Raw genomic sequence first — 20,368 nt, 5'->3', positions numbered from 1 at the left:
TACATTTATTTTATTAAATTTTAGATTTATTTAACTAATATTTTAATTTTTTAGCTAAAAAATTACAATTACGAAAAAGGATTATTGACTTGGGTTTGTCTAATATCCATATCTGTGTCATGATTAATTCAATAAAACTGATTGGTTTACCGAGTAGTCCAATGATCGCCCGTATTTTTCTTGCCTTAAGTTTACTTTTTCCGCTAATTGCGAACGCTATTATTGAATTTAAACAAAACTCAGTTATTGTGGATGATGAAGTAGAGGAATTACTGACCGGCTGGATAAATCAACTTTTTAAAGTTGCCGGCTTAAAGGACCATACCCCCAAAATTTATTTGATTGTTAACTCAGAAATTAACGCAGCTGCCACCGTGGGCGGTGTCATCATGATTCAGACTGGTTTGATTGCCCGTTGTGAAAATGCGTCTCAACTCTTGGGCGTGCTGGCTCACGAAGTTGGCCACATTGCCGGCGGCCACGTATCGCGGATGGATCAAGCCATGACCGAAGCAATGATTCCGGCAGGAACAGCTTTAATTTTAGGGGGAGCCTTAGCCCTGGCAACCGGGAATCCATCTTTGCTGGCGGCTGGCCTTTACGGCAGTGGTCACGCTTTTGAACGGAGCATGCTAAAATATAGCCGTACTCAAGAATCGTCAGCTGACCAAGCGGCAATGAAATATCTCGACACTCTGGGATGGGGGGTCACCGGTATGCGTGACTTTTTCAAAATCATTGATAGCAAAACAGCTTTATATGCCCAACAAGTTAGCCCTTATGCGATGTCTCACCCGATGACCAGCGAGCGTATTCAAGCCGTTCAGGATCATGCATCAGCAACCGAAAATCAAGGGCCGTCGGCCGCTATCGAAGCCAATTTCCAACGCTTACGCGGTAAAGTTCTTGGGTTCTTTGATCCTCCTGAAACTCTATTAAAGCAATTATCCCAGAAGAAGTTATCAGCTGAAGGACAACAATATGCTAAAGCAATTGCCTTCTATCGTCTAGGACGGTATCAAGAAGCCATGGCTGAACTTGATTCTCTCATCCGAACAACGGATAGCGGTTGGTATTATGAAATGAAAGGACAGATCTTATTTGATACTGGCAAAATTAATGAAGCCATTGATATGCTCGAAAAAGCATCAAAAAAACGCCCCCAAGCCAAGTACCTAAAAGTCATGTTAGCCCATGCAATTCTTGAATCGAAGCAACCGAATAAAGAAGCCCGCGCCAAGACGTTATTGCAGCCCATCACTCAAAAAGATCCGGATAATTCTTTTGCGTGGCGCCTGTTAGCAATTGCCGAGGGAAAGAGTAATAACATGGGAGAGGCCTCCCTTGCGATGGCAGAAGAAGCTTTTACAAAAGGTGATAATGACCTTGCAAAGTCCAAAGTAGCTCTCGCCATCAAGACGCTACCCAAAGGATCGCCAAGCCATCAACGGGCCCTGGATCTCCAACGCGATATTAACGGTGGTAAAGATGGCTAAGGTTTAGTCTGACCGACTGCGCGGATGAGCCTTCGTAAAGGCCTGCAGAAGTTGGCGCTGATCTATTTGAGTATAGATTTGCGTGGAAGATAGGCTTGCGTGACCTAATAATTCTTGAATCCCCCGTAAATCAGAACTTTCTTGCATTAAATGAGTTGCACACGTATGCCGCAAAGCGTGGGGTGTTACGGAAGCAGGTAAACCAACACTTTGCCGGTAGCGGCGTAAGGATAATTGTGCAACCGTAGCACTTAGAACTTTTCCTTTGACACCTAAAAATAAAAAGGTCGATGCAGTTATGGGATAAGGGCACGATTGGACGTATTTAGAAATCGCCTCATGCACGACAGGCATTAAAGGAACCATTCTGGTTTTTCCACCTTTTCCCCGAATGGCGATATGATCACCTGCTGTCACCACATCCCCTTTAAGGCTTAAGGCTTCACTAATACGCATGCCCGTTGCATACAAAAGCGTAAATAGGGCACGATCTCTTAAACCGACCCAGGTTTCACTGGCATACCCATCAATTTCTAACAATAATGATTCTGCTTGCTCGAGAGACAAGGGACGCGGCAAGTTTTGCTTAATCCGGGGCGATTCCAGCAAAGAAATTACGGATAACTCACATTGATAGTTCCGCGATAAAAATTTAAAAAAACTGCGACAAGTCGAAAGAGCTCTTGCTGTCGAGCGGGGAGAAAATCCTGTTGAGAGGCGAGCAGATAACCAAGCTCTTAACTCTTTAAGAGTTAATTCTTTGATCATTTGTAAAGTAACAGGCGCCCCTTTATAGTCCTGTAAAAAACTAAGAAACTGCCGCAAATCTTGGCTATAGGCGGTTATAGTATGTGGAGAATATCGCTTCACAGTAGTAAGATAATTCACCCACTTTAAAACTATATCATCCATTCAACACTCCAATTTTCATTATTCTAATCTACACCTATTGCCCTTTAAAGACGAGGAATTTTAGCCCCAATATGCCCCCCCTAGAAGCACATTACCGTCTATAACCTAAAAAGTTTTAAAGAGGAGAATTGTGAATATTTAACATCTTGCAACAACCCAATCAATCAATAAAAGAAGCTTTCTAAAATAAAGACTTAGAGATAAGAAGGTTTTTCTGCTTTACGCATTTTATCGATCATATTCTTATCTCCAAGCCCATAGCCAATACTCTATTCGAATTGACTAATATTTTATAGTGGTGAGAGGAGTAAAGTTAAAGCCTTTAGCTTTAAGTAAATTTAATAATCCTTTTTCTCCTAATAAATGCGCCGCTCCAACCATAATCAAAATTGAACTCTGACTATTCTGACATATAATGTCTTCTATTTTTGGCAACCACAATTGATTGCGTTTAAAAGTCGTTTCATCGACACCTTTCATCAATTCTTCTGTGTTTCCAGTAAGATAGGCCTCACTTAAAGTTTTACCCAGTAAAGCTTTTTCATTTTTTTTGGTTTGCTCATGAAAAATTTCTATAATTTTATTTTTACCATGGCTATAAAGCTCAATTAAATCTTCCAAATTTTTTTCAACTTTTTTTACACTAACTTCTACTTTTTCTGTCGCTAAGTCAGGTAGATTGTATAAGGTTTCAAGCCTAATAAGACCGTCTTCCAGATCATACATTTTCTCATACTTCTGGCACTTAATATAAGAATCTATGGTCGGAATTTCCGTTTTTACTTCACTTGCATTTGTTACATTTGGATTGTTGGTTAAAGATGGAACTTGTTCTAAAATTTCTCTGATCCTAATTTCAAAATGGCTTTTTAAACAGTGATGAATGATGGACGGTGGAACTTCTTCTAATTTTAATCCCCACGCTTGTTGTAAATCGGTGTTGAATTTTTCCTCCAGCATTCCCTTGTATTCAGGAGATAAATATTTAGAAGGCCATTGAGGAGGAACAGCAGTAAGGAATCCTTTTTCCTTAAGGTGATCAAGGCTAACATCTCCAAACTCATATAACTCTGGAAACTTTTCATAATTGCTAAAACCGATCTCTTTAGCTAAGATTTGGGCCTTTGTAAGAAGAAATTTTACATCCTCTTGAATCAGGGTATGGGGCATAGTATGGACCGTACCGAACAAATAAACCGGCGGTCGAACAGACTGATCAGCACTCCCTTCCAGCTGATATAAAAATGATCCCAAAGAGGATTTATCTTTTGTCTCAGATAAGTCTTCCGTGGCCTTTACTGAGTTGATTAGTTTAAAGGCAAGCATAAAGAATATTATGATTTTTCTTGTTATCATTAATTCAATCCTTTTCTTAAATTAAAGGTGAATACTACAATAATATTTTATTTAAAAGAGGAGATTTTTTAAGTAAATCTAACGTTTAAGAGCATTAAGTCTTCTATTGAAAACAAAAAACCGCAAAAACCATTAATTTTAAAAATGATGCTTAGGCAGCAAATATTTTCATGATTAAGATGCGTTGCCACTTTCCTTGCCTGCTACTATGGCCCCAAGCTATTTCTACCAGAATTGCCTGATAGATCTACAACTTTCCATTCTAAATTACTCTCAAAAAAAACTTTTGTTTAGCAATTTTTTTACTTATTCTTATTATTATTGGATATAAAGATAACGATGAGAACGGTATGTTTAAAATATTATTGCATATCTATCTGGGATTGATAGCCCTAACGATTGCCTCTTCCAGTGCTGAATCGCATTCATTCAACCAAAATAATCAAGGGACAAAAATCCTCGATCAATTGATGAGTGATTTTGCCGCTATGAATCGTCAAGATTTTAGGGAGCCTTCTCTTTCCTCTTCAACCGCAGCTCTCTTAGACCAACAAGAGGAAGGGGATAATTATCGCGTCGCTCTGGAAGTTATCAATCAAAAGGGGCCTCTCCCGGAAAAAACGAATCCTAACTTTAATAAGAAAGATCTTATTTCTTTTATTGTGGAACAAAAAGGAATTGATAAACGTCAATTTGATGGTCGTCGACTAATATCTTCAGAGCATCTTAAAACAATTGAGACTTTAGTTAATTTACACCTTGAGAGCTTACAGCGCGACTTACAGGACGCTTTCATCAAGAATAACACGCACGGTTATGTCAATTTAAGCAAGATGGAGATCCTAACAGCACGTCACAAAAACAACATACAAACAATAGCAGACTCAGTGACAAACAGCCCCAATGATAATGGAATTAGAGACCTGATTTTTTGCTATTATTCCTCATCCATATCAGACTTGCTCTATAGCTATTGCAAGCCCCGCGCAGAAGATGCGAAAGAGATGTGGGAAAAAAAATCTACTATTTTTACAGTGAACATTAAAATGCATCTCAATCAATATACAACACTATTTTCAACTGATACGCGCTCCTCTATTTTAGTCCAAGCCATTCAGAAAATCTTGGAGCCTAATCTGTTAAGTTTTTATGAGGACAGTTGTGAGTATATTAAGCATTTATATGAACACAATCGATCAATCCTAACAAAAGGTCTTAAATGGATCGGAGCTAGAGACTCTGACACTGAAAAAAAATTTATTCACTTTGTTCAGCAATATCGTTTACATTTTCCCTTTTTAGAAAAAATATCAACTGACACTCAGGAAAATGTTCGGGAACATTTTTCACGGGTGGATCGTACTTTTGTCGAGGGAGTATCGACGCTTGGCAGTTTATTGAGTTGGCAAAGCCCACCTTCATCTGATAAAAAATCGTCTGCTTCGCCGTCATGGAGTGGATGGTGGTAAGCTTGATTTTTCCCACAGTGTCTTGTACCTTTTAGCCATCAAAAACTTAAGAGATCAAGCTTGATGCAATATTTCATAACAGGAACGGACACAAATATTGGCAAAACAGTGGTTTCTGCTTGGCTTGTACAACACCTCAATGCCCTTTACTGGAAACCAATCCAAACAGGGTTATCAGATGGCCGAGATTTTGAAACGGTCAAAACCCTATCCCGCTGTACTGAGAATGACATCATTCCCAGTTGTTATGAATTTCAGGCGCCCCTGTCACCCCATCAAGCAGCCTCATCAGAAAACAAGACCGTTCACCTGGACTTTATTCTAGAGACCTATAAAAAAATTAATCAACGTCGTCCTTTGATTATAGAAGGAGCCGGCGGATTAATGGTCCCGCTTAATCAAACCGATTTAATGATTGATCTTATTCAAAGACTGACAATTCCGGTGATTCTCGTCACTCGGACCAGCCTGGGCACACTCAACCACACCCTTATCAGTTTAGAAGCTTTACGAAACAGATCAATTCCCGTTGCGGGCGTGATTGCGGTGGGCGAGGCCAATGACCGAAACCTTACCGATATTGAATTCTTTGGGCAAACACAGCTTCTCGCCCGCCTTCCGATTCTCTCGCCTTTATGTTATAATAATTTATTAGGGCTCCAATTGCAGAATGCTTTATGCTATCCTCTCGAGACAAAAAATCCATCTGGCATCCCTTTACACAACACTATACGGCCGATGACCCCATCGTCATTACCCATGCCCGAGGGGCAAGCCTGTTCGATGAAAACGCCAAAGAATACTTAGATCTCGTTTCATCCTGGTGGGTTAACATTCATGGCCATGCCCATCCCTATATTGCCCAAGCAATTGCTAAACAAGCAAACCAACTAGAGCACGTTATGTTTGCAGGGTTTACTCATGAACCGGCTATTAAGCTTGCTGAAGCATTGCTAGCCATTGCCCCCGCTTATGACAAGGTTTTTTTTACCGACAATGGCTCTACAGCCATTGAGGTTGCTTTAAAAATAGCCTATCAATATTGGCACAATCAGGGACAGAATAGGCCTCGTTTTGTTGCCTTTGAGGGCGCCTATCACGGCGATACCTTTGGGGCGATGGCGGTTGGAAAAACATCGGGCTATTATGATCCATTTTTTGATCTGCTGCAGGAGGTCACATTCTTACCCTTCCCGGCGACGTGGCTTGAAGACACCACCGTTGAGGAAAAAGAAGCAGCAGCCCTGATAGCGCTCGATCTCTATCTCGAGGAGCATGCCAATGAAACAGCTGCTCTGATCTTAGAGCCCATGATTCAAGGCGCCAGTGGCATGGCTATGTGTCGTCCTTCGTTTGTGGAAGCTGTCTTTAAACGATGTAAAACAGCCGGCGTCTTAACAATAGCCGATGAGATCATGACCGGCTTTGGTCGGACGGGTAAAATGATCGCCTGTGATTACTTGAATGGTGTTTATCCCGACTTTTTATGCTTATCAAAAGGTATTACCGGCGGTTTTCTTCCGCTGGCTGTCACCCTATGCCGCGATCGAATTTATAATGCCTTCCTCGATGAAACTTACGCCAAGGCCTTGACCCATGGCCATTCTTATACAGCGAATCCCTTAGCCTGTGCTGCCGCACTTGCAAGCCTTGATGTTTTTGAGCAAGAGCAAACCCACCAAAAAATTGCTGCTTTATGCCAGATGCACCAGGAGTGGGCTCCAAGACTTCTCGCCAACCCTGATATTGAAAGAGTTCGCCACCAAGGAACCATCTTGGCCTTTAATCTTAAAAATTTTAATCCTGGTCAAACTAAAAAATTTAAAAGCCTTGTCATCGAAGCGGGCCTCAATATCCGACCTCTTGGAGCGACAGTTTATATTTTGCCACCTTATTGTCTGACGGCAGAACAGTTGCACTCCGCGTATGTTAGGATTATAGATTGTATATCTCAATCAAAATGAAAATTCAGCATGTCCCGCTTTGCCTATGTTAATGGTCAGTATGTCCCTCAGCCAGAAGCGTCAACTCATATTGAGGATCGAGGGTATCAATTTGCCGATGGAATTTATGAAGTTATTGCCCTCGTTAAGGGTAATTTTATTGATTTTCAGGAGCATTTAGATCGGCTTGATTATTCTCTGGCCGAACTGAGGATTCTCTCTCCGCTATCCCGTCCTGCTTTAGTCCATATTTGCCAAGAAATCATCCGCCTCAATCGGCTTCAAGATGCAATGATTTATATTCAAGTTAGCCGTGGCATTGCCCCTCGCTATCACAGTTTTCCAAAAGATCCTCGCCCTATTCTTGTCGTGACCGCCCGCCATGTAAACCAACGGCAGCTTATGGCAAACAAGGCAAAGGGGGTTGCCGCCATCACGCTTTTGGATAACCGATGGGCCCGACCAGATATTAAATCTATTTCACTGTTGCCAAATATACTCAGCAAACAACAAGCCGAAGAGCAAGGGTGCTATGAAGCCATTTTGTATAAGCCTGATGGCACTGTGACTGAAGCCAGTGCCACCAATGTTTGGATTGTCCGCAAAGATGGTGTTTTGCAAACCCATCCCCTTTCTCAATCTATTTTGGGCGGCATTACCCGTCAGCGCCTTATTGGGTTGGTCCAACAAAACGGCATTACGGTGGAAGAAAAAGCATTTTCCCTAACCGAGTTAAAATCGGCCCAAGAAGTTATTCTCTCAGCCTCAGTGTCGGGTATCACTCCCGTCACAAAAGTCGATCAGACGGTTATTGGGGATGGCCAGCCAGGCGCCATTACTCAAAAACTTATGAAGCTTTATCTTGACTATACAGGAGGCTAGATGCCGTATTCCCAGCACCAAAAACCGACAGCCGTTCTCTTTGATTGGGATAATACCCTTGTGGATACCATGCCGTTAATCTGCGCAGCGATTAATCAGACGTTAGAGCATTTTGGAATGAAAACATGGTCAGAGCAAGACATTAAACAGAAGACCCAATTATCAGCTAAAGATGGTCTGCCCCATCATTTTGGGGATCGCTGGCCAGAAGCTCTTGCCATCTATCTCGACTTTTATCATCAAAACCATTTAAAGTTTTTAAATCCCCTGCCGGGGGCACTAGCCCTTTTAAATAAGTTGACTGATAAGAATATTCCCATGGGATTGGTGAGCAATAAGGGGGGGGCAACTCTTAGAAGAGAAGTATCTCATCTAAAATGGGATAGATTCTTTTCTGCGCTGATTGGGGCGGGAGACGCTGTAAAAGATAAACCTGATCCTGCCCCTGCTCTCCTCGCCTTAAAAACTATGGGAATGGAGGCATCGCCAGCCATCTGGTTCGTCGGCGATGCCCCTGTGGATTGGCGCTGTGCCGAAGCAATCGGGTGCTTGCCCATTCCCATCGGTTTTTGCCATGCAGAAGCGGATTCTTACGCTCAAGCTGTAAAAAACTGCGAGGACATCGAAAAAATTTTGTCAAAATTGTGAAATCCCCCTTGGAACTTTGCAAAAATAATCGTAACGTGGATTATGAATAAAATTTAAATAAATTACGGAGTTCGCAAGTGGCAACTGATAAACCCGTTAACGTCCAAGACGTTTTCCTAAATCACGTTCGCAAAAACAAAACCCCTTTGACCGTTTTCTTGATTAATGGTGTTAAGCTTCAAGGCGTTGTTACCTGGTTTGATAGCTTTTCTATGCTATTACGTCGGGACGGACACTCTCAACTGGTCTACAAGCATGCAATATCAACAGTTATGCCACAAGGACCTATTCAATTGTTTGAAGGGACAGCAAGCCCACAACCCGAAGAAATTGTGGACTAAGTTTTGTTATCTATGGACTCCCGGCCTAAAAACCGGGATGTCATGCCTGTACGCGATTACTCCTGCTTTTTTCTTCTCCATTTTTTTCCGGACAATCTGCTAGTCGACTGGATTTGATCTCAGTCTGAGTAGCACCTCAGTCCATGAGCCCTTTCCATAAACCTATATTTATATATCCTACCTGCCTTATAGCTTGAGGGAAAATCTCGATTCACGTTAGATGTTAAAAGAAAGAACTTTTCTAAAAAACCCGATAAAGTTGCTTATGATAGGCAGAAACCCTTCTTCAACTTTGACATCCCCCCTGTCCTCTGATATGTTGTTCTAGTTTTTGAACTCAATTTTTTGCCGATAGCGTCGCTTTAACGAAAATAAATTTTAAATAACAAAGAGGCTAAGAGTCATCGACTAAAAAATAATCTTGGAAGATATATAACCAATTCCTCCTATTTTTTTAAAAACCTCTAAATTTTAAGTAGTTATTAACCTATTTGCCTTAATTATATATATGTTAGATCTTAAATTTTTCCTGAGGAGGATATCATGAACAAATTACTTTTAGCCCTTAGCACCGTTGCTCTTTTAACTTCCGCCCCAATGGCTGTTGCGACAGAAGCTGATCCCGAAAAAGGCCATCATAAAACGATGAAGCACGAAAACCATCCGGGCATAAAAAAAATGAATAAAGATCACAAAGCTGAAATGAAAGCCATGGATAAAGATCATAAAGCTGCAATGAAAACTATGGATACTGAGCACAAGGCTGCAATGAAAAATGAAAAGGATCCCGCGAAGAAAGCAGAAATGCATAAGGCGCACCTTGACAAGAAAGCTGAAATGCATAAAGCCCATATCGATAAAAAAGCAGCCATGGAAAAAGGACACGTTGATAAAAAAACAGCTATGAAAAAAGAACGCGCTGATAAGAGAGCAGCTCACCATGCTGGAAAAGGAAAAGAAGCAGCTGCACCGGTTGCTAAATAAGAAATTGCTTGCCTAATTGTTGCAGGGGCTCAACAGTGGATTTCCATTTTGGGCCCCTTTTCAATATAAACTATATAGATCACTTACACACAGCCTTTCCTTCTATCTATATCAGAATTGATATTTCACTTTCTGAAGATACCTAAACGTTCCCCGATTCCTAAAACGACCATTAAAAATACCTTTCCTTTATATTTCACTTTAGTCTCCCAGCTATACAAGAACTCACTTCTCATTGACGGCCTTTTCATTCTAATAAGGGTCGGTACTTTTTATATTTTTTTAAGCCTTGAAATTAAATCATTCTTCATCTTTTTCCTCTATCCTTTTCTTCACAGATAGAGTGAATGAAAGATAAGGTCATGAAATTTTTAAGCATTTTTAGTTCTTTAATGGCTTTCACCGTATGCCAAGCGCAAGTTCAAAAACCATCCATAGCCTTTGATCCCGTTTTGGCATGGCACCCTAAAGTTGATCTCAAGCAAAGTTTTGAGGCGGATCTTATGGTTATGCTTGCAACCATGTTTCCTGATTCCGAAGCTTCAAGAAATCCGCAAAGCCCAGGATGGCAGCAATCCAAAGACAAGCAAGATTTTGTCAAAAGGCTTTATTTATTAATGTTATTCAATCCTCCAGTTTTTATCCCGGAAAAACAACCTGTCAATGCTGGCAATTATGATGTCGCCACTCAAAGTGTGAGTTACTTAATGCGCGGTCGCCGCTGGAACATCGATATCACCGGCATTACAGCCGAGGATGTTGTGAAGTCCTTGTCCGGCGGAACACCGATTATAACCTATCGGACCGCGGCTACCCATGGGGCGAGTCTTAAAAAAGATGGGCAAATTGTTGAAGATAAACTATCAGGGGTAAAATCTATTAAAGCCCTTACTCACGGATTGCAACATCGACACCTGGGCATTGATATTCCCTTGGGAGGGTATGGTAATCCCGCCATCAACAATCAATACCTTATTAATGAGAATGGCGGCGCTTTAAATAACAAAGCTCTTCAGAAGATTCAGCATGGTCACGTTTACATGTATGCTCAAACCTTTGGGAATGGCCCAACCCCCCCCTACGTTCTCAGGTACCTTACCCAGGGCAATTGCATGAAAGGTTTAGGAACTTAGGCAGTTTTCTGGTTAGGATAAAAATAATCTCTGTTATTACTAAAAATTCTATGATGATTTCTAAATATTAATATTGGAGGTCTATAATTTGTATTTTAGGCTCTCTTAACGTACCATAAGCGCCGCCTAAAAAGCTTACACCCGCTTTACTTAATAGAAGGCCTTGTTTTTACACGAGTAAACTCAACAAATAGGCAGTATCCCAACTAGCTTTTTTCAGTTTTCCCCGTAAACTACCCTTGGTATGACCATCCTTGGACCGAATAATATTTAAGCTCATACGTTTAAGAATAGCAAAAGCCTTGGCACTTTGGCGTTCAGCTTTACGATCCTCGTCTTCTTTCAAATGCACATCCAAAACCCAGTGAAGCTTATTTTCAACACTCCAATGATTGCGGATATAGTCAGGAAGTTGTTGATGGTTGGCTGGATGACTTGAAAGATAATAGCGCCATTGAGCCGTAACATGAGTAGAACTGTTAGGGTGCGAGAAGATTGTTTCAACAGCAATAACGCTCTTTAAACCTGACCACTCTTTTGCTTGTTCAAGATGACTAATATCATAACCGAAGTAGCGTCGTCGGACCAATCGTCCATGGCCTTCATCAAAACCATCATGGAGTTTAGTATCGCAAGAAGGTCCTTGATCTGCTATATATTGTTCAATGGTTTGATATAATTTAGGATGATTCTTTTTTAAAGCTAAAACATAATCACCTTTTTGCTCTTGGATTTGGCTTGCTATCGTTTTTTGGCAACCAGCAGCGTCAATACTGACGGTTGCCCCTTTTAAGTCTAGCGTGTTCAATAATAAAGGAATTGCTGTTATTTCGTTGGATTTCTTGTCTACATCTTTTTCTGCCAATACAAGACCTTTCTCATGACACCAGGCGCTTAAGGAATGAAGACAGTTTAAATCCTTACGCTTACTCGACCGCAAGGTTTTCCCGTCGATCGCTATATGGTTAGCATTATGAGCTCCCATTATTTGATCTGCGTGAGTCCTTAAGAGGATCTCCAGGCATTCTGGGCGAAGCAGTGTAAAGATTCTTCTAAAAGTCCAAGCAGAAGGGATTCCATTATCGAAAGAAATGTACTTTGACAGCCATGCTTGTTTTGTTTGCCCGAACAGCGCTACATCATCCCATGTCTGCGCCCCCGATAAGACAGCGCATAAGGTTGTAAAAAGGATACTGCTTAAATTATGCTGGATTTTCCAGGAATCACGAGGGTCTTCAACTTCCTCTATAAATCTTATGATATCCAAAACTTTAAACTTTTTTCTTGGGGCTTTTGTCTTTTTTCTACAAAATTATTACCTTTTTTAATACTGTTTTTTTCATGCAATTGCCCTGGGTACCTTACCCCCCAACAATCCCCTAAAAACATTCGATCCGTTCTTCTCGTGGGGATAGAGCAATCGGCGCCGGGTAAAAAATCAATGTTTGGCGTGGGACATAGTGCAGCCAGTGGTTTCAAAGATTCAACCTTGGATCCATCCATCACCAATTCTAAAAAATGGAAGCATTCAGGCATTCCCTATCAACCCGCTGACTATGGAGGAATGGTCACTTATGTGGATGCCGATAAGATTCATAACTGGCAACAAGCCTGTAAAATCTTCCTAAGCTGGCCTGAGGCCCACCAAAAAGCCTTTATGGCTAAATGGTTGAGATTACCAGCACGTCAACTGTTCCACTCTCGTAACCAAATGATGGCCGAAATTTTTAAAAACCCCGCTCAACAACAGCAACAAGCCGCCACCGCCCATAAAGGACCAAGCTTGCCATCCCAAACTCGATCAGTACAACCCCATGGACAACAACATTTACAAAAAGGAAAGATGTCACCGATAAGGCCATAAGCTCAATAAGAGCCTTGTTACAGAATAAACTATTTTTTGATCGGGGCAGGAAAAAATCTGACGGCTCCAGGGTATATAAGGACACATGAGGATCCCAAAGATTTTTTTGGCATACTCAGAGTACAAAAGAGGGCGGTTACGAAAAAACCCGGCTTTTAGACCGGGTTTTTATAAGCTCAACTATCTTAAGTATCTAGGAAGCTGCGCAATTTGCGGGATCGACTTGGATGCTTTAACTTACGCAATGCTTTGGCCTCAATCTGACGAATACGCTCGCGTGTTACCGCAAACTGTTGACCGACCTCTTCGAGAGTGTGGTCCGTATTCATCCCAATTCCAAAACGCATCCGCAGAACGCGCTCTTCTCTTGGCGTTAAGGTTGCCAAAATACGGGTTGTGGTTTCGCGCAGGTTGCTTTGAACAGCGGACTCCACTGGCAGAATAGCATTCTTATCTTCAATAAAATCACCAAGATGGCTATCTTCCTCGTCACCAATTGGTGTCTCAAGGCTGATGGGTTCCTTAGCAATTTTCATGACCTTGCGAACCTTCTCCAATGGCATAGCTAGCTTTTCTGACAACTCCTCTGGGGTCGGTTCTCGACCAATTTCATGCATCATTTGACGAGACGTCCGTACCATTTTGTTAATGGTTTCAATCATATGCACCGGAATACGAATCGTACGCGCCTGATCCGCGATAGACCGCGTAATAGCTTGACGAATCCACCATGTTGCATAAGTTGAAAACTTATACCCACGACGATATTCAAACTTATCGACCGCCTTCATCAAACCGATATTCCCTTCTTGAATTAGATCCAAGAATTGTAATCCCCGGTTGGTATACTTTTTGGCAATCGAAATAACTAAACGCAGGTTTGCTTCAATCATTTCTTTTTTCGCCCGCGAGGATTCCCGCTCACCGCGTTGAACCACTGTAACAACACGGCGGAATTCAGAAAAGCTTAAGCTTGTATCTTCTTGAATTTCTTGAACAGTTGCCACCAAATGATCGATATCCTGAGCATGCTTTTCAATAAATTTATCCCAGCCTTTACCGCTTTGAGATTTAAGGTTGTCAGCCCACTCTTGATCAAAATTAGCATCGGTTAAAAACTTAAAGAATTTTTCACGCTTAATACCACAGGTATCGGCAGCTGCCATCAAATTACGTTCTAAATTAGCTACCCGCCGGTTCATTTGATTATGGATATCGAGGAGACGCTCAACGCTATTGGGATTAAGCTTTAATTCATCCATAATTCCAATCAAAGAAATCTTTAGGTTTTTATAGGTTTCATTGCCGGCAATATTTTCACCGCTTTGTCCTTTGGAAATCAAAGCTTGGTGATGGTCCCAGAACTGTGAATAGGTTTCCGTATAGCTTTCAAGGAGTGTAATAACCTTTGGCAACATCGCTTGTTCAAACGCCGACAAGGGTTGAGCTTGAGGGGCCGCTTCACTGGATTCACCAGCCTCCCCGCTGCTAGCGCTCACCTCGATGTCGCTCTCATCTTCCTCAAGATCAGCTAAGCCTTCTTCTTCATCAAAGCCCCCACTGGTATCAATTGAAATAATTTCCCGCAGCAACATTTTACCGGCTTGGAGGTCTTCGCGCCATTGGTCCAGGGTCCGAGCAGTCAAGGGACTTTCACACATGCCCCCCAATAGCATTTCTTTCCCTGATTCAATTCTTTTGGCAATAGCAATTTCACCTTCACGGGACAAAAGTTCAACGTTCCCCATTTCCCGCAAGTACATCCGAACGGGATCGTCAGTGCGCCCCGACAGCGTGTCTTCTTCTTCGGATTCTTCTTCAAAATCTTCGTAATCACTGCGCTTAAATTGTGAGTCGAGTGCCCCTTCTTCCACATCATCGCCATCCACAATACTGATTCCCATTTCAGAAATCATGCTCATGGATTCATCAATTTGATCAGATGACAGCTGGTCTTGGGGCAAAGCGTCGTTTAACTCGTCATATGTAATATAGCCGCGCGTCTTGCCCCGACTGAGAAGACGTTTCAATGCCGGGTTAGATTTGCTTAACTCAATTAAAGGGATTTCATCAAGCGTATCGGAAATTTCATTATGTTGAGTGGTTTTGCTTGCCATTCGTGTTACCCCGTTGTAATAAACTATAACTGAGATTGCTGCCGTTTAACGGACAGCAAGCTCTGCCAAGAACGTTGATTTAAATCAGTTTTCAATTCAAGTGATACTTGATCTGCTGTGTCTTTTAGCTGGCTATTTCTTTCCAGAAAATGCCACACTTCCAACCATCCTGAACGTGCTTGATCCAATTCTGAACTAGTGTGCGCAAATCTAGCCTTTATGTAAAGATCTTGCGTCATTGCTTGATCAATAAAACTGCCAAAACCTTTTTCACGCACGACCGATAATAAGTTGTCATTATATGTATGGTGATCCGCAGAGAAAAAGTCTAACAAAAAATTTCGCAAAGAATCAATAAATTCATTATCAATCTTGAGAGACATTAGTTGTTCGGCCATTTCTGATACTAATGTGGGATGATTTATCAAAGTTGCCAATAAAATTTTATGCCCATCGAGATTTTTTTTTGCTTCACCTGGTCTAACCCCTTGATGAATAAGGTTTTTTTGATCTTTTGCTGTTTCTTTTGGTTTTTGCATTAATAGCTTCTGTAGTTTTTGATTCAAATCTTGTTGATAAAAGTGCCGCACCTCTGGATCTTGAATTCGGTAAGACAACTGTAATAAGTCCTGACGGGCCTTAGCTTTATCTTCAGGCCGATTTATTGTCCGACCTTCCATAAAAACTTGCCACAATACATCCGTTAATCCAATTGGATAGTTCAAAATTTCACGCAAAGCCGCCACCGTATGCTTTTTGACAAAAGAATCCGGATCTTCCCCTTCTGGCAAAAAACAAAACTCAACCGTATATCCGGGTTTTAAAATCTCCAAGACGAGCTGGGCTGCGCGGTGTGCCGCGCGCCGACCGGCGTTATCCCCATCAAAACAAAGAACGGGCTTAGGACAACTGCGCCACATTAAGGCTATTTGCTCTGCTGTCAAAGCTGTGCCCAACGGCGCTACGGCAACTGTTAAGCCCACTTGATGCAAAGCAATCACATCCATGTACCCTTCAACCACGATAAAGGCTTGGCCTGCACGAACGGTTGAGATGGACTGATTATGGGCGTAAAGTTGACGCCCCTTATGGAATAAAGGTGTTTCGGGAGAATTAAGATACTTAGGTTCTCCCGCATCCGTAATTCGTCCCCCAAAGGCGATCACGCGCCCCCGACTATCTTGAATAGGGAACATAACCCGATCCCGGAATCTCTCATAAGGTTGACGTTGCCCCTCTGGATCAATCAACAATCCAGAAGCAATACAATCGACCATCTTAAAGCCTCGTTGATGCAGCACAGCCGCTAGGCCTCGGGCCGGCGCAAAACCCACCCGGAATTGCTTAGCAAGCGCGCCCGACATCCCCCGTTTTTTCAAATAGTCACGAATTTGTTGATGCTCTGGCGCCCGCAGCTGTGCTTCAAAATATTGGCAAGCAATTTCATTAATGTCATAAAGGACCGATTTACTATCGGTTGATTGGGAACTGGAATTTTCTTCTCCCTGCTTGTCGAATTTGGGCATCGTTAACCCAGCTTGCTTACTCAGATGCTCAACTGCATCCATAAATGGCATATGAAGCTTTTCAACAATAAACGAAAAATGATCGCCATGGGCTCCGCATCCAAAACAATGGTAAAACCCCTTGTCATCGGCAACACTAAAGGAAGCCCCCTTTTCATTATGAAAAGGACATAGACCTGTGAGCGAACGACCTCGCTTTTTCAAGGCTACATAGGGCGCGATCACCACCGATAAAGGCAGCCTGTCACGAATAGCATCTAAGTGATCTTTAAGTTTCGTCATTAATGTCCGGTAGTTTCATCCAATGGGGCCGTCCTAACGTGACGGCCTGGCCGTCGCATTCTAATTCCTTGTGTACACCAGAAAGTCGAATCATCGCAAGTCCTACCTCTTCTTCTTTGGCAATCCAATGCCCGACATCTTTACCTTCACAGAGGATAGGCTGTGATAGAACCATTGCTTCTGTATAGACGGGGAAAATCCGCTTACGCACAAGCCCCCGATAACGGGTACGTGCTGTTAGTTCCTGCCCCATATAACAGCCCTTGGCCCAATCAATCGCATTTAGTTCATCCATCCCCCATTCCAAGGGAATCGCTCGGTCAAATTCAAGCTCAGTTGCCCCTTCAGGGACCCCTAACGCATACCGATGTCTCTTATACGAAGCCATATCGACCAAGCTCAGGCCTAAATAATGCCGAACTGTTTCAAGGGCACCGTTCTCAATAACAAGGCGAGCCCCTAGTTCTATAAGGCGAGGATCAAGAATAGCCGTCCACTGAGATGTTGTGCGGGTAGCACCTGGCTCTGCTGCCAATTCCAAGGCGCTAGCAACCTGCGGACCCCAAATTGACAAAATAGATCGGTCTTGAACCAACTCAAGAGCCACATCAGAGCGTAACTTAAAAAGTGTCAGTCGTTTAATCAACGCTGCAGCCTGATCGGCATCAACCTCTAAAAACCAATTATCACTCACCTGATGCACGATTAAATCAAACTGAACCCGCCCTTGGGGAGACAACAGTAAAGTAAAAAGGGAAGACTCAGTGTTGAGCTTTCCCATATCATTCGAGACTAATCCTTGTAGAAAGGCTAGTTTATCCGCGCCGCCTACCCGGATCAGTGCCCGATGAGTCAGGATGCAACCAGATATAGCCATAGGCTCTCTCCTAGACACGCATTGGCATTAAAACAAATAATGCCTCTTTATCATTGATTCCTTTAATAATTGCAGGTGCTGAGCCATCAGACAGCAAGATCTCAGCCGCCTCGTCCCCAATCTGAGAGGTAATATCTACCAAATAATTGGCATTGAAGCCAATCTCAATGGATTGATCAAAAGGAAAATCAACTTCCATTTCTTCAGTAGCATCTCCCAACTCACTGCTTGCTGCCACCAAGGTCAACTTATTCTTCGCTACAGAAATTTTAATTACCGGTAATTTATCCGTCGTCACCGTGGCCACACGGTCAACAGCCTTGGCAAAGTCTTTGGCATCAACAATAATCGGCTTATCATTCCCGACAGGAATGGCTTGCTCATAATCCGGATAAGTCCCATCAACCAAACGAGAACTTAAAATTGCTTGAGGCAACTTGAATTCCACCCGTTGCGGGGACAAACTGATCGTAATTTCTGTCTCAGCATTTTCATCATTGATCAACTTACGAATTTCCGTAATGGTTTTACGACCGATGATAATTCCAGGAATTGCCTCGGCTCCATCTGGAATATCAACTTCAATACACGCTAAACGATGCGCATCTGTGGCTACCGACCGCAATACTTTTTGTCCATTGACTTCATGCGCATGGAAATAAATTCCATTTAAGAAATAGCGGGTTTCTTCGGTCGACATCGCAAAGCGAGATCGATCAATCAAATAACGCAACTTTTCTGCCGTGAGTTTAAAGCTAAACGGAAGATCATTCTGAGTCAGTTTTGGGAATTGCTCGGCAGGCAAAGTGGAAATATTAAAACGTGATTTCCCAGCCTTTAGGGCTATCTGGTCATTTTCTGGGTTAAGAGTTGCCTCAATTTGCACCCCTTCTGGAAGCTTACGGACAATTTCTAATACCATATGGGCTGAGACTGTAATTGCTCCTGGCTTTTCCACAACTGCTGGAATGGTTTCAACCAAGGCCAAATCCATGTCCGTCGTTGTCAAATTGAGCTGTCCATCCTCAGCGTGAATCAAGACATGGCTCAAAATCGGCACAGTTGTCCGCTTTTCTACAACGCTGCCACCGTGAGTTAATGCTTTTAGGAATTCTCCCCGTTCTACTGCAAACTTCATAACTATCAGACCTCCAATGTTCGTCTTAAAATCGATAAATCTTCTGAAAACTCTCGATCACTTGCTATTAACTCTTCAACTTTACGCACGGCATGTAGCACAGTTGTATGATCCCGCCCACCAAATTTACGACCAATATCAGGCAAGGAACGGGAGGTAAGAATTTTTGATAAATACATCGCCACCTGTCGCGGACGGGCCACATTTTGGGATCGTCTTGAGGACTGCATATCGGAAATTTTAATACTGTAATACTCAGCCACGCGTTTTTGAATATCCTCGATAGTAACGCGGCGATCATTAGCTTTCAGCAAATCGCGCAATACATCTTGGGTCATTTCCAAATTAATCTCACGTCCCACTAAGGTCGAATGCGCAATGATACGGTTCAAAGCCCCTTCAAGCTCACGAACATTAGACGCAATCTTAAAGGCCAAAAACTCTAACACATTTTTAGGAACTTGTGTATTAAGGGTTTCAGCCTTCGATTGCAAAATCCCCAGACGTAACTCATAGGTGGTGGGATGAATATCAGCAACTAGTCCCCAGCCTAATCGAGACTTTAGACGCTCTTCCATTCCTTGAAGGTCAGAGGGCGACTTATCCGCTGAAACGATAACCTGATGATTACGGTCAACTAGGGCATTAAAGGTGTGAAAAAATTCTTCTTGGGTGGTATCTTTACCACTGATGAATTGCACATCATCGATCATTAGAACATCAACGGACCGGAACTGTTCTTTAAAAGCCACGGTATCTTTGTAGCGCAAAGCTCGGATAAACTGATACATAAATTTTTCTGCTGAAAGATAAATAACGCGGCGTTCAGGATGGCATCGCTTAATATGCCAAGCAATGGCATGCATCAAGTGAGTTTTACCAAGGCCAACGCCCCCATACAGAAACAAGGGATTAAACTGAACTGTGGTCGACTCCGCCACCCGCAGGGCTGCCGCATAAGCAAGCTCATTTGGCTTTCCGACCACAAAATTATCAAACGTGAAGCGAGGATCCAAGGTAGAACTGATAAAGCTTCCTTCAATTTCAGTCTCAGTTTCTTCACTCACCGCTGCAACAGATGCCTGTGGCACATCAAAACTAACCACAGCCGAGGCTTGACGCACAATCAAGTCAATTGTATCAATGGTTGGGTTCAAGTCTTGCCAATAATTACGAATACGCTCAAGGAAGTTACTCGCCACCCAATCGCGTATAAAGCGCGTCGGAGCCGCAATCTGCACTAAACCACCACCAAAATTAGTAATGACAAGAGGAACGATCCAACTGCGAAAGGTAGCCTCACCCAGATCAGCCTGCAACCGTTGACAAACTGAAGTCCATTCATGGACAAAATTGCCATGATCTGCATGTTGCGACAGAGATTGCTGCGCGACTCCCAC

18 protein-coding genes are annotated in these 20,368 nt (G+C 42.5%); 10 read left to right on the top strand and 8 right to left on the bottom strand.

The window, feature by feature from the left end:
• Positions 1 to 89: 89 nt before the first annotated feature.
• Positions 90 to 1,496 carry a M48 family metalloprotease gene (locus tag ID47_RS00090; RefSeq protein WP_038462618.1) on the top strand — a complete coding sequence of 469 codons (1,407 nt, stop codon included), beginning with the start codon at positions 90 to 92 and terminating at the stop codon, positions 1,494 to 1,496.
• A gap of 3 nt (positions 1,497 to 1,499) precedes the next feature.
• Here the strand turns inward: ID47_RS00090 and ID47_RS00085 are convergent, their stop codons facing one another.
• Positions 1,500 to 2,408, bottom strand: a complete 909-nt coding sequence (locus tag ID47_RS00085; protein ID WP_038462616.1) for a tyrosine recombinase XerC — start codon at positions 2,406 to 2,408, stop codon at positions 1,500 to 1,502.
• A gap of 282 nt (positions 2,409 to 2,690) precedes the next feature.
• Positions 2,691 to 3,764, bottom strand: a complete 1,074-nt coding sequence (locus tag ID47_RS00080; protein WP_038462613.1) for a TraB/GumN family protein — start codon at positions 3,762 to 3,764, stop codon at positions 2,691 to 2,693.
• Between the two features lie 350 nt (positions 3,765 to 4,114).
• Here ID47_RS00080 and ID47_RS00075 point away from each other — a divergent pair, with 350 nt between their 5' ends.
• From ID47_RS00075 to ID47_RS00040, 8 genes are all read left to right on the top strand, one after another.
• A complete protein-coding gene (locus ID47_RS00075) occupies positions 4,115 to 5,233 on the top strand; it encodes a hypothetical protein (RefSeq protein WP_038462611.1) in 1,119 nt (372 codons plus the stop codon).
• Positions 5,234 to 5,296: 63 nt separating this feature from the next.
• Entirely contained in the window at positions 5,297 to 6,040 is a 744-nt protein-coding gene (gene bioD / locus ID47_RS13335; RefSeq protein ID WP_075261534.1) for a dethiobiotin synthase, read from the top strand.
• On the top strand, positions 5,938 to 7,197 hold the full coding sequence (gene bioA, locus ID47_RS00065) for an adenosylmethionine--8-amino-7-oxononanoate transaminase (protein WP_232223295.1): 1,260 nt from the start codon (positions 5,938 to 5,940) through the stop codon (positions 7,195 to 7,197). The genes bioD and bioA overlap by 103 nt, the downstream gene beginning before the upstream one ends.
• Before the next feature lie 9 nt (positions 7,198 to 7,206).
• A complete protein-coding gene (locus tag ID47_RS00060) occupies positions 7,207 to 8,058 on the top strand; it encodes a D-amino-acid transaminase (RefSeq protein WP_038462607.1) in 852 nt (283 codons plus the stop codon).
• Positions 8,059 to 8,706: an HAD family hydrolase gene (locus tag ID47_RS00055; protein WP_051908274.1), complete on the top strand. Its 648-nt coding sequence runs from the start codon at positions 8,059 to 8,061 to the stop codon at positions 8,704 to 8,706.
• Between the two features lie 77 nt (positions 8,707 to 8,783).
• Positions 8,784 to 9,047, top strand: a complete 264-nt coding sequence (gene hfq / locus ID47_RS00050) for an RNA chaperone Hfq (protein ID WP_038462605.1) — start codon at positions 8,784 to 8,786, stop codon at positions 9,045 to 9,047.
• Between the two features lie 543 nt (positions 9,048 to 9,590).
• On the top strand, positions 9,591 to 10,031 hold the full coding sequence (locus tag ID47_RS00045; protein WP_038462602.1) for a hypothetical protein: 441 nt from the start codon (positions 9,591 to 9,593) through the stop codon (positions 10,029 to 10,031).
• Positions 10,032 to 10,393: 362 nt separating this feature from the next.
• On the top strand, positions 10,394 to 11,164 hold the full coding sequence (locus tag ID47_RS00040) for a hypothetical protein (RefSeq protein ID WP_038462599.1): 771 nt from the start codon (positions 10,394 to 10,396) through the stop codon (positions 11,162 to 11,164).
• A 169-nt stretch (positions 11,165 to 11,333) separates the two neighbouring features.
• Here the strand turns inward: ID47_RS00040 and ID47_RS00035 are convergent, their stop codons facing one another.
• Positions 11,334 to 12,431 (bottom strand): ISAs1 family transposase, encoded by a 1,098-nt coding sequence (locus tag ID47_RS00035; protein ID WP_038462597.1) that lies wholly within the window; start codon positions 12,429 to 12,431, stop codon positions 11,334 to 11,336.
• Between the two features lie 138 nt (positions 12,432 to 12,569).
• On the opposite strand from ID47_RS00035, the gene ID47_RS00030 reads away from it, so the two are divergent.
• A complete protein-coding gene (locus ID47_RS00030; RefSeq protein WP_232223238.1) occupies positions 12,570 to 13,028 on the top strand; it encodes a hypothetical protein in 459 nt (152 codons plus the stop codon).
• 185 nt (positions 13,029 to 13,213) lie between these two features.
• Here ID47_RS00030 and rpoD read toward each other — a convergent pair whose 3' ends face one another.
• Genes rpoD through dnaA form a run of 5 tightly spaced genes read right to left on the bottom strand, consistent with a single transcriptional unit; the run spans position 13,214 to position 20,368 of the window.
• Complete coding sequence (gene rpoD, locus ID47_RS00025) at positions 13,214 to 15,145, bottom strand: RNA polymerase sigma factor RpoD (protein ID WP_038462592.1); 1,932 nt, start codon at positions 15,143 to 15,145, stop codon at positions 13,214 to 13,216.
• Positions 15,146 to 15,168: 23 nt separating this feature from the next.
• Positions 15,169 to 16,953, bottom strand: coding sequence for a DNA primase (dnaG, locus tag ID47_RS00020; RefSeq protein WP_051908272.1), 1,785 nt, complete (start codon positions 16,951 to 16,953; stop codon positions 15,169 to 15,171).
• A complete protein-coding gene (gene ygfZ / locus ID47_RS00015; protein WP_038462590.1) occupies positions 16,940 to 17,830 on the bottom strand; it encodes a CAF17-like 4Fe-4S cluster assembly/insertion protein YgfZ in 891 nt (296 codons plus the stop codon). Before ygfZ ends, dnaG begins: the two co-directional genes overlap by 14 nt.
• A 10-nt stretch (positions 17,831 to 17,840) precedes the next feature.
• The gene (gene dnaN, locus ID47_RS00010; RefSeq protein WP_038462588.1) at positions 17,841 to 18,968 is read right to left on the bottom strand and encodes a DNA polymerase III subunit beta; all 1,128 of its coding nucleotides are present in this window, start codon (positions 18,966 to 18,968) and stop codon (positions 17,841 to 17,843) included.
• 5 nt (positions 18,969 to 18,973) lie between these two features.
• The gene (dnaA, locus tag ID47_RS00005; RefSeq protein WP_038462585.1) at positions 18,974 to 20,368 is read right to left on the bottom strand and encodes a chromosomal replication initiator protein DnaA; all 1,395 of its coding nucleotides are present in this window, start codon (positions 20,366 to 20,368) and stop codon (positions 18,974 to 18,976) included.

Origin of the sequence: Candidatus Paracaedibacter acanthamoebae (genome assembly GCF_000742835.1) — a bacterium.
Lineage (GTDB): Bacteria > Pseudomonadota > Alphaproteobacteria > Paracaedibacterales > Paracaedibacteraceae > Paracaedibacter > Paracaedibacter acanthamoebae.
This window is presented reverse-complemented; position numbering and strand designations above follow the sequence as displayed.